Source organism: Streptomyces sp. NRRL S-646, assembly GCF_000720765.1.
In the GTDB taxonomy this organism is placed as follows: Bacteria; Actinomycetota; Actinomycetes; order Streptomycetales; family Streptomycetaceae; genus Streptomyces.
The window spans coordinates 1-12162 of record NZ_JODC01000053.1 but is presented as its reverse complement, the minus strand read 5'-3'; the positions used below and the strand labels follow the sequence as shown (position 1 = coordinate 12162).

Here is a 12162-nt window from a genome sequence, read left to right as displayed (position 1 = left end):
GCGGGGGCGGCTGATGCAGGCGCTCCCGGCGGGCGGCGCGATGGTGGCGTTGCAGGCCGGCGAGGTCGAGGTGCTGCCTCTGCTCGATGACCGGGTGGGAGTCGCCGCCGTCAACGGGCCGCATTCGGTGGTGATTTCGGGTGCGGCGGAGGCCGTCGAGGAGATCGCGGACCGTTTCCGCGCCCAGGACCGGAAGGTGACGGCGCTGCGGGTCAGCCACGCCTTCCACTCCCCGCTGATGGAGCCGATGCTCGCCGACTTCCGCGCGGTTGCGGAACAACTCTCCTACGAGCGCCCGAAGTTGCCCTTGGTCTCCACCGTGACTGGTGCGCCCGTCACCGACGAGCTGATCTCCCCGGACTACTGGGTGGAGCACGTCCGCCGCACGGTGCGCTTCGCCGACGCCGTGGCCGCCCTCGCCGAGCAGACCGTCACCCGTTTCCTGGAACTCGGCCCCGACAGCACCCTGACCGTGCTCGCTCAGGACTGTGTCGCCGACGAAGGACGGCTGTTCGTCCCGGCGTTGCGCAAGGACCGGGCGGAGGCCGGTGCGGTGGTCGCCGCCGTGGCCGCCGCCTTCACTCGCGGCTCGGACGGGCCGGTGCGCTGGAGCTGGAGGAGGAGGTCGTGGGCGCGGTGTTGCCCGCTCTGACCTCCTGGCGGCGACAGAGCCTGGAACGGACCGAGATGGACGGCCTGCGCTACCGCGTCGAATGGCGGCCGCTGGCCGACGTCTCCGGCTCCGCGACGCTGTCCGGCCACTGGCTGATGGTCGAACCGGCTGGACGCGCCCAGGACCCGTGGGCCCAGGCGGTGTTCGACGCTCTGGCAGCCCGTGGTGCCGAGGTGGAGCGAGTCGCCTACGACGCCGCCATGGACCGTGGGCAGCTCGCCGCGCGGCTGGAGGGTGAAGCGTCGATCGCAGGCGTGGTATCGCTGCTCGCCCTCTCCGGTGACCTGAACCAGGGAGACGGCGTGCCGGTGGGCGTGTCGGGTTCGGTGGCGCTGGTACAGGCCCTCGCCGATGCCGGTGTGGCGGCACCGCTGTGGGCGGTGACCCGGGGCGCCGTGTCGGTGGGCCGCTCGGATGGCCCGGTCGACGCCGTACAGGGAGCCGTCTGGGGCCTGGGCCGCGTGGCGGCACTGGAGGCCGCCGACCGCTGGGGCGGTCTGATCGACCTGCCCACCGTGATCGACCGCCGCACGGCGGGCCGACTGGTGGCGGTCCTGTCCGGTGTCGGGGATGAGGATCAGGTTGCGGTGCGGGCGTCGGGTGTGTTCGGGCGTCGGCTCGTGCGGGTGGCCGTGGGGGAGAGTGGTGGTGGGGAGGCCGGTTGGCGTCCGCGGGGCACTGTGTTGATCACGGGTGGCACGGGTGCGTTGGGTGCTCGGGTGGCGCGGTGGGCGGCTGCGGAGGGTGCCGGGCATCTGGTGCTGGTCAGCCGTCGGGGTCTGGAGGCTGCGGGTGCGCGGGAGTTGCGGGATGGGCTGGCCGCCTCCGGGGTGGAGGTGAGTGTCGAGGCCTGTGACGTTGCTGACCGTGCGGCGGTGGAGGCGCTGCTGGCCGCGCACGAGGTGGATGCGGTGGTGCATGCGGCGGGTGCGGTGGTGAATGTGCCGCTGGAGCAGATGTCGGTGCAGGACTTGGCCGCGGTGTGGACCGGCAAGGTGGCCGGTGCGGTGCATCTGGATGCGGTGCTGGGTGATCGCGTGCTGGATGCGTTTGTGGTGTTCTCCTCCATTGCCGGGGTGTGGGGCAGTGGTGGTCAGGCCGGTTATGCGGCGGCCAATGCGTTCCTGGACGGGTTGGTGCAGGCGCGTCGGGCGCGGGGGCTGGCGGGGACGTCGGTGGCGTGGGGTCCGTGGGCCGGGAGCGGTATGGCGGCCGGTGCGGAGGCGGTCGAGGCGTTGCGGCGGCGGGGTCTGCCGGCGCTGGATCCCGACCGGGCCGTACGCGCTCTGGGTCACGCGACGTCGGATGCGGACGCGGTGGTGGTCGTGGCGGATGTGGACTGGGCGCGGTTCACCCCCGCGTACACCAGTGTCCGCCCGAGCGCACTGCTCGCCGATCTGCCCGAAGCACGCGCGGCCCTCACCACCACCTCGGACTCCCTCGCCGGCGCATCGGCCGGCTCGGCGTTGCGCCACCGGCTCGGCGCGCTGCCCGCGGCCGAACGCGACCGCGTGCTGCTGGAGTTGGTGCTGGCCGGAGCCGCGGCGACGCTCGGCCATGCCGACGCCGGGGCGGTGGAGGCCACGCGGTCCTTCCGCGATCTGGGCTTCGACTCCCTCACGGCCGTGGAACTGCGCAACCGGCTCGCCGCCGAGACGGGCCTGAAGCTGCCCAGCACCCTCGTCTTCGACCACCCGACGCCGACGGCCCTCGCACGGCTGCTGCGCCAGGAGCTGTTCGCCGACGACACCGGCGACAGCGCGACGGACGCGCTGCCGCCCGTCCCGGCCGTGACGGTCACGACGGACGACCCGATCGTCATCGTCGGCATGGCCTGCCGCCTGCCGGGCCAGGTGGAGGGCCCGGACGATCTGTGGCGACTGGTCACCGAAGGCACCGACGCGATCTCCGAGTTCCCCACCGACCGCGGCTGGGACCTCGACGCGCTGCACGGCTCCACGGACGGCGGCACCAGCCGCAGCCACACCCGTGCCGGAGGCTTCCTCTACGACGCCGCGCAGTTCGACCCCGCCTTCTTCGGCATCTCGCCCCGCGAGGCCCTCGCCGTCGACCCGCAGCAGCGGCTGCTGCTGGAAACGTCCTGGGAAGCCCTGGAGCACGCGGCGATGAGGCCGGACTCGTTGCACGGCAGCCGTACGGGCGTGTTCGTCGGCGCCGGCAGCTCCGGATACGGTGCCGGACTCCGTGAGGTGCCCGAGGGGCTCGGCGGGCAGTTGCTGACGGGGGTCGCGGGCAGCGTGGTCTCCGGCCGCGTCGCGTACACCTTCGGCTTCGAGGGCCCCGCGGTGACTGTCGACACGGCGTGCTCGTCCTCCCTGGTGGCGCTGCACCTGGCGGCCCAGTCGCTGCGGTCCGCCGAGTGCGACCTGGCGCTGGTCGGGGGTGTGACCGTACTGGCAGACCCGGGCGCGTTCGTCGAGTTCAGCTCGCAGGGCGGGCTCGCGGCGGACGGCCGGTGCAAGGCGTTCTCCGACGACGCCGACGGCACCGGCTGGGCCGAGGGCGTGGGTGTGCTCGTCGTGGAGCGGCTCTCCGACGCCCGCCGCAACGGACACACGGTGCTCGCCGTCGTTGCCGGTTCCGCCGTCAACCAGGACGGCGCCAGCAACGGCCTGACCGCCCCCAACGGCCCCGCCCAGCAGCGGGTGATCCGGCAGGCGCTGGCCGGTGCCGGGCTGAAGCCCGCCGACGTGGACGCGGTGGAGGCACATGGCACCGGTACGACGCTGGGTGATCCGATCGAGGCGCAGGCCATCCTCGCCACCTACGGTCAGGATCGCGAACGGCCCCTGTGGCTCGGCTCGTTGAAGTCCAACATCGGCCACACCCAGGCCGCCGCGGGCGTCGCCGGCATCATCAAGATGGTGCTGGCCATGAACCACGGCCAGTTGCCGCGCACCCTGCACGCGGAGCGGCCGTCCACCCACGTCGACTGGTCGTCCGGTGACGTCAGGCTGCTGACGGAGAACGCCGACTGGCCGCAGGCCGAGGGGCGTCCGAGGCGTGCCGGTGTGTCGGCCTTCGGTGTGTCCGGCACCAACGCACACATCGTCCTGGAGCAGCCCGCTCTCGTGGAGCCGGCGCCCTCCTCGGAGGAGCCCCGGGCCGGTGTCCAGGAGGACCTGCCCGCGCCGCTGCCCTGGGTGATCTCCGGCCGCAGCCGAGCCGCGCTGCGTGCGCAGGCCGAGCGGCTGGCCGACCACGTCACGGGCCGTCCCGAGGCGACGGCGGTCGAGGTGGCCGCGTCCCTCGTGCGCTCCCGCTCGGTGTTCGAGCACCGGGCAGTGGTGTGGGGCGCCGACCGCGAGGAGTCGCTGCGCACACTCCGGGCCGTCGCGGACGGCGAGCAGCCTGAGGGCGCCGTCATCGGCTCGGCGCTCCAGGACGGTCGTACGGCCTTCCTGTTCGCGGGGCAGGGCTCCCAACGTCTCGGCATGGGACGGGAGTTGTACGAGACCTACCCGGTCTTCGCCGATGCCTTCGACGCCGTGTGCGCGCACCTGGACACCGAACTGCCGCGCCCGCTGCGGGAGGTGGTCTTCGGTGCCGAGACCGACGTACTGAACCGGACCGAGTACGCCCAGCCCGCCCTGTTCGCCCTCGAAGTGGCCCTGTTCCGGCTGCTGGAGTCCTGGGGCGTGCGCCCCGATGTGCTCCTCGGCCACTCCATCGGTGAGCTGGCCGCCGCGCAGGTCGCCGGAGTGTGGTCGCTGGCCGACGCCTGCCGTCTGGTGGCTGCGCGGGGCCGGCTGATGCAGGCGCTCCCGGCCGGAGGGGCGATGGTGTCGCTCCAGGCGTCCGAGGACGACGTGCTGCCGCTGCTGGCGGGCCGGGAGACCGAGGTCGGTATCGCCGCCGTCAACGGACCGCTGTCCGTGGTGGTCTCCGGCACGGAGGACGCCGTGGCCGAGATCGCCGCCGCCGTCGAGGCACTGGGCAAGCGGACCCGGCGGCTGCGGGTCAGCCACGCCTTCCACTCCCCGCTGATGGAGCCGATGCTCGCCGACTTCCGCGCCGTCGCCGAGAGCATCACCTACGCGGCACCGGGCATCCCCGTCATCTCCGACGTCACCGGCGCACCCGTCACCGCCGAGGAGGTCACCTCCCCGGACTACTGGGTGCGGCATGTGCGGGACGCGGTCCGCTTCGCCGACGGCGTCCGCACCCTCGCCGACCAGAACGTCACCTGTTTCCTCGAACTCGGCCCCGACAGCACCCTGACCACCCTCGCCCAGTCGTGCCTGCCCACGACGGACGGCCTCCAGGTGCCCGTGCTGCGGCCGGACCGCCCGGAGCCGCGGACCCTGCTCGCGGCCGTGTCCGCCCTGTTCACGCGGGGCGTCGACGTGGACTGGACGGCACCCCTGCCGTCGCTGACCGGCGCCGCAGGGATCGCCCTGCCCACCTACGCCTTCCAGCGCAGGCGCTACTGGCTCGACGTGCCCGCCGGGACCGGCGACGCCTCCGCGCTGGGCCTCGCCGCCACCGGCCATCCGCTGCTCGCCGCCGCGATGCCCGTCGCGGGCAGCGACGCGGTCGTCCTGACCGGACGGCTGTCGCTGCGCTCGCACCCGTGGCTGGCGGAGCACCGGCTCGCCGGGACCGCCGTCGTACCCAGCACCGCGTTCCTGGAACTCGCCGTCCATGCCGGCGACCAGGTCGGCTGCGACGAGGTGCGCGAACTCACCCTGGAGGCGCCCCTGACGGTGCCCGAACACGGCGCGGTCCGGCTCCAGGTCCGCATCGAGGAGCCGGACGCCCGAGGCACCCGTGCCCTCGCCGTCTACTCACGTTCCGACGACACCCAGCTCGACGAGGCCCCGTGGACCCGCCACGCGGGCGGTCTGCTCGCGCCCGCCGGTACCACGGCCGCGCGGCGGGACGCCCAGGCCGGCTGGGAGGCCGACTTCGCCGTCTGGCCGCCGACCGGTGCCGAACCGGTCGAGATCGGAGACCTGTACGAACGGCTGGCGGCCGACGCCGGTCTGGAGTACGGCCCCGCGTTCCGCGCGCTCACCGCCGTATGGCGGCACGGCGACGACGTGTACGCCGAGGTCGCACTCGGTGAGGAGGCGCGCGAGCAGGCGCGGCGCTTCGGGGTGCACCCGGCCCTGCTGGACGCGGCGCTGCACCCGCTGGGCCTCGGTCTGCCGGAGGGACTGGGCGACGGGCTGCTCCTGTTCGCGTGGCAGCGCGCCACGCTCCTCGCCGACGGCGCGGGCACGCTGCGCGTCCGGCTGACCCGGTGCGCCGAGGACGCGGTGACGCTCCGGGCCGCCGACGCCTCCGGACAACCGGTCCTCGCCGTCGAGTCGCTGCGGCTGCGGCCCGCCTCCGGCGCGACCGCGGGGGACGGTACGAGCATCTCCGGTGCGCAGGACCGTACGCACGCCGCTGATGACCAGGACCGCACGCACGCCGACACCACAACCGACCGTACGGACGCGGCTGCCGCCGTCGGCGACGCCACGGACCCCGCCCGTCCCGCCGCCCCGGCACGGCAGGCGCGCCGCCGTGCCGCCGACTCCGGTGCCGCGGGCGAGGAAGCGGGCCTGCTGGGGCGGCTCGCCGGGCGGTCCCCGGCCGAGCGGCAGCGGGTGCTGCTCGACCTGGTGCGCCGCAAGGTGGCCGCCGTGCTGGACTACGTCGACCTCGACGAGGTGGAGCCCTCCCGCGTCTTCAAGGACCTCGGCTTCGCCTCCATCACGGCGGTCGAGCTGCGCAACCAGCTCAGCGCCGACATCGGCGTACTGCTGCCCGCCACCCTGGTCTTCGACCACCCGACGCCGCTCGCGCTCGCCGCGCACCTCGACGAGGAACTGTTCGGCGCCCGGCCGGACTCCGCGGCGCCCGTGGCCTCCCGAGCCCGGCTCGACGACGACCCGATCGTGGTCGTCGGCATGGCCTGCCGCTACCCGGGCGGCATCACCAGCCCCGAGGAACTGTGGGACCTCGTCGCGAACCGCGGCGACGGCATCTCCCCGCTCCCGGCCGACCGAGGCTGGGACCTCGCCAAGCTCTACCACCCGGACCCGGACCACCCGGGTACCTGCTACGCCCGCGAGGGCGGCTTCCTGCACAACGCCAGCCACTTCGACCCCGGCTTCTTCGGGATCTCCCCGCGTGAGGCGCTCGCGATGGACCCACAGCAGCGGCTGCTGCTGGAGACCTCGTGGGAGGCGCTGGAGCGGGCGGGCATCGACCCGGCGTCCCAGCGCGGCAGCCTCACCGGTGTCTTCGCCGGCGTCACCTACCAGGACTACATCGGCATCCTCGGCGCCGCCAAGGACAGCTTCGAGGGCTATATCGGCACCGGCAACTCGCCGAGCGTCCTGTCCGGCCGTATCGCCTACGCCCTGGGGCTGGAGGGCCCGGCGCTGTCCGTCGACACCGCCTGCTCCTCGTCGCTGGTGGCCCTGCACCTCGCGGTGCAGGCGCTGCGGCAGGGCGAGTGCGACCTGGCACTGGCCGGCGGTGTCACCGTCATGTCGACGCCGGGCTCGCTCATCGAGTTCAGCAGGCAGCGGGCGCTCGCCGAGGACGGCCGCTGCAAGCCGTTCTCCGTGGACGCCGACGGAGCGAGCTGGGCCGAGGGCGTCGGCATGGTCGTCGTCGAAAGGCTGTCCGACGCCCGCCGCAACGGACATCCCGTCCTCGCCGTCGTCCAGGGCAGCGCCCTCAACCAGGACGGTGCCTCCAACGGCCTGACCGCCCCCAACGGCCCCTCGCAGCAGCGGGTCATCCGCGCCGCGCTGGCCAGCGGCGGGCTCACCCCCGCCGACGTCGACGTCGTCGAGGCGCACGGCACCGGTACGACGCTGGGCGACCCGATCGAGGCACAGGCGCTGATCGCCGTCTACGGCCAGGACCGGCCCGAGGACCGTCCGCTGTGGCTGGGCTCGCTGAAGTCCAACATCGGCCACTCCCAGGCGGCGGCCGGTGTCGGCGGCGTCATCAAGATGGTCATGGCCCTCCGCAACGGTGTGCTGCCGGCCACGCTGTACGCCGACACCCCGACCTCCGAGGTCGACTGGTCCGCGGGCACCGTACGCCTGCTGAACGATCCGGTGCCGTGGCCCGAGAACGGCCGACCGCGCCGCGCGGGCGTCTCCTCGTTCGGCATGAGCGGCACCAACGCGCACGTCGTCATCGAGCAGGCCCCGCACGAGGTTCCCTCGGACGCCGACACCACCGGTGACGAGTACGACCCCCGCCCGGCGCTGCCGCTCGTCCCAGTCCTCGTGTCCGCCCGCACCTCCGACGGACTGCGCGCCCAGGCGGGCAGGATCCTCGTCCATCTGCGCGACCACCCCGGCGCCCGGCTCGCCGACCTGGCACTGTCCCTGGCCACCACCCGCACCGCGTTCGAGCAGCGTGCGGTCGTGCTCGCCGCCGACCACGGCGGCCTGGAGGACGGGCTGCGCGACCTCGCCGAGGACCGCATGGTCAGCGACGTCGTCCGCGGCGTCGACCGGCGTGGCACCGGACCCGTGCTGGTCTTCCCCGGCCAGGGCGCCCAGTGGGCCGGCATGGGCCGTGAACTCCTCGACAGTGCACCGGAGTTCGCCCAACGGATCGCCGAGTGCGAGGAGGCGCTCGCGCCGTACGTCGACTGGTCGCTGACCGCGGCCCTGCGCGGCGGCCCGGACGCCCCCGACCTCGACCGGGTGGACGTCGTCCAGCCCGTCCTGTGGGCCGTCATGGTCTCCCTCGCCCACCTGTGGCGCTCGTACGGCGTCGAGCCGGCCGCCGTGGTGGGCCACAGCCAGGGCGAGATCGCCGCTGCCGTCGTCGCCGGTGCCCTGTCGCTGGCGGACGGTGCCCGCGTCGCCGCCCTGCGCAGCAAGGCCATCACCGCCATCGCCGGCGACGGCGGCATGATGTCGGTCCCGCTCCCCGCCGACGAGGTGCGCACCCGCCTGGAGCCGTACGCCGACCGGCTCGCGGTGGCCGCCGTCAACGGCCCCGGCTCGGTCGTCGTCTCCGGCGCCGCCGACGCCCTGGACGCGCTGTTCGCCGAACTGACCGGCGACGGCGTCCAGGCCCGCAAGGTCGCCGTGGACTACGGCAGCCACTCCGGCCACGTCGAACCCATCCGCCAGCAGGTCCTCGACGCTCTCGCCGACCTGCGGCCGACGCCCGCCGCGATCCCCTTCCGCTCGTCGGTGACCGGCGACTGGCTGGACGACGACACCCCCCTGGACGGCGCGTACTGGTACACCAACCTGCGGGAGACCGTCCGCTTCGAGGACGCTGTCCGAGGCCTGCTGTCCGCCGGCCACCGCACCTTCATCGAGGTCGGCCCGCACCCCGTCGTCGCCTTCGGACTCCGCGAGACCATCGAGGACGCCGCCGCCGACGCCGTCGTACTCGGCACCCTGCGGCGCGACCAGGGCGGCCTGGCCCGCTTCCTGACCTCCCTCGCCGAGGCCCACGCCCAGGGCGTCGACGTCGACTGGCACAGCGTCTTCGCCGCTACCGGCGCCCGCCGCACCGACCTGCCGACGTACGCCTTCCAACGGCTGAGGTTCTGGCCCGAGCTGCGGGACGCGGACCCCGTCGCCGAGGACGGCGCCGAGATCTCCGACGAGGTGGAGAGCCGCTTCTGGCAGACGGTGGAGGACGAGGACCTCGCCTCCCTCACCGCCACCCTCGACCTCGGCGACGACGCCCCGCTGCACGAGGTGCTGCCCGCGCTGTCCGCCTGGCGGCGCAGCAGCAAGGAGCAGTCCACCGTCGACAACTGGCGCTACACCGTCGGCTGGACCCCGCTCACCCAGGACACCGCGGCCGCACCCCCGTCCGGCACCTGGCTCCTCGTCGCACCCGCCGCCGGTCACCCCCTGGTGGACGCCACCCGGGAGGCACTGGCCGACCGCGGCGTCACCGTCCGGGTCGTCTCCGTCGACGGCGGCAGCCCCGACACCGACCGCGAGGGTCTGGCCGGCCTGCTGACCGCCTCGCTCGCCGCCACGGACGGCACGCCCGCCCTGGAACCGGCCGGTCTCGGCGGCGTGCTGTCGCTCCTCGCCCTCGACGAGAGGCCGCACCCCGAACACCCGTCGGTGCCCGTCGGCCTCGCCGGCACGCTCACCCTCCTCCAGGCCCTCGGCGACCTCGGCATCGTCGCACCCCTGTGGTGCGCCACCCGCGGTGCCGTCGCCGTCACCGCCTCGGAGACCGTCCTCAGCGCGCCGCAGGCCCTCGTCTGGGGCCTCGGCCGGGTCGCCGCCCTCGAACACTCCGACCGCTGGGGCGGTCTGATCGATCTGCCCGACGTCCTCGACCGCCGGGCGGGCGACCGGCTGTGCGCCCTGCTCGCCCGGCCCGACGGCGAGGACCAGACCGCCGTGCGCGCCTCCGGCACCTACGGCCGCCGCCTGCTGCGCGCCCCGCTCGCCGGCGCCACCCCGCCCGGCGAGAGCTGGCGCCCACGCGGCACCGTCCTGATCACCGGCGGCACCGGCGCGGTCGGCGGACACATCGCCCGCAGGCTCGCCTCCCTCGGCGCCGAGCACCTGCTGCTCACCAGCCGCCGTGGCGCCGACGCGCCGGGCGCCGCCGAACTGACGGCGGAGCTGACCGAACTCGGCGCCGGCCGCGTCACCCTCGCCGCCTGCGACGTCGCCGACCGCGACGCCCTGCGTGAGCTGATCGACTCGATCCCCGAGGAACACCCCCTCGACGCCGTGCTGCACATCGCCGGCTCCCTCGACGACGGCGTCATCGACGCCCTCGACCCAGGCCGGATGCACCCCGTGCTGCGCACCAAGGCCACCGCCGCGGTCAACCTGCACGAACTGACCGCCGACCGCGACCTGTCCGCCTTCGTCCTGTTCTCCTCGACGTCCGGCACGATCAGCGGACCCGGCCTCGGCAACTACGCCCCCGGCAACGCCTTCCTGGACGCCCTCGCCCAGCAGCGCCGCTCCCTCGGTCTGCCCGCCACCGCCGTCGCCTGGGGCCACTGGGCCGACGGCGGCATGGGCGACGGCGCGGTGGGCGAACGCCTCCGCCGCTACGGCGTCTACGACATGCAGCCCGAACTGGCCTGCCAGGCCCTCCAGCAGGCACTCGACCACGGCGAGACCTACCTCGCCGTCACCGACATCGGCTGGGAACGCTTCGCGCCCGCCTTCACCGGCTCCCGGCCCAGCGCCCTGCTGCGCGACCTGCCCGACGCCCAGCGCGTCCTCGCCCCGGCCCGCGCCGCCGCCTCCGGCCAGGCCGCCGGGGACACCTTCGGCGGCGACGGCACCGACGGCGACCGGCCCGCGCTCCGCCGCCACCTGGCCGGACTCGCCGCCGACGAACGGGCCGACGCCGCCCTCGACGTCGTCCGCGGCTACGTCGCCACCGTCCTCGGCTACCCCGGGCCCGAGGCCGTCGAGCCGACCCGCGCCTTCAGCGACCTCGGCTTCGACTCGCTCAGCGCCGTCGAACTCCGCAACGGCATGAACAAGATCACCGGACTGCGGCTGCCGGCCACGCTGGTCTTCGACTACCCGAACTGCGCCGAACTGGCCCGGATGCTGCTCGGCGAACTCGGCGAACTCGGCACGACGTCCGACGACGGCGACCGCCTGCCCACCACCACGCGGCCCGCCGGCGCGTCCGCCGCCATCGCCGACGACCCGATCGTCATCACCGCGATGAGCTGCCGCTTCCCCGGCGGGGCCGACACCCCCGAGGACTACTGGCGACTGCTCTCCGACGGCACCGACGCCATCGCCGCATTCCCGGCCGACCGTGGCTGGGACGTCGACAACCTCTACCACCCCGACCCCGACCACCCCGGCACCTGCACGGCGCTGGCGATGGACCCGCAGCAGCGGCTGCTGCTGGAGCTGGCGTGGGAGGCGTTCGAGCGGGCCGGGATCGACCCGACGACGCTGCGCGGCTCCCGGACCGGCGTCTTCGCCGGCACCAACGGCAACGACTACACCCCGCTCCTCGTCGCCTCCGGCGAGGACGTCGGCGGCCACCTCGGCACCGGCAACGCGGCGAGCATCGTCTCCGGCCGCGTGTCCTACACCCTCGGCCTGGAAGGCCCCGCGGTGACCGTGGACACGGCCTGCTCGGCCGCCCTGGTCTCCCTGCACTTGGCGGTGCAGGCGCTGCGGGCGGGAGAGTGTGACCTTGCGTTGGCCGGTGGTGTGACGGTGATGTCGACGCCGGGGCTGTTCCTGGACTTCAGTCGGCAGCGCGGGCTCGCGTCGGACGGCCGGTGCAAGGCGTTCTCGGACGGGGCGGACGGGGCCGGGTTCTCCGAGGGCGCGGGTTTGGTGCTGGTGGAGCGGCTGTCGGACGCCCGGGCGGCGGGCCGCCCGGTCCTGGCGGTGGTCGCCGGCAGTGCGGTCAACCAGGACGGTGCCAGCAATGGTCTGACGGCGCCGAATGGTCCGTCGCAGCAGCGGGTGATCCGGCAGGCGCTGGCCGGTGCCGGGCTCAGGCCCGCGGATGTGGAT

At 74.3% G+C, this 12162-nt stretch carries 2 protein-coding genes; both read left to right on the top strand.

All coding sequences use genetic code 11. From position 1 onward, the window contains the following. Positions 1 to 652: acyltransferase domain-containing protein (locus IH68_RS0148645; RefSeq protein ID WP_159403899.1), on the top strand; the 652-nt coding region annotated here is incomplete at its 5' end. Further along, a partial coding sequence (locus IH68_RS56070; protein ID WP_199932023.1) for a type I polyketide synthase occupies positions 628 to 12162 on the top strand: 11535 nt, incomplete at its 3' end. The genes IH68_RS0148645 and IH68_RS56070, both read left to right, overlap by 25 nt.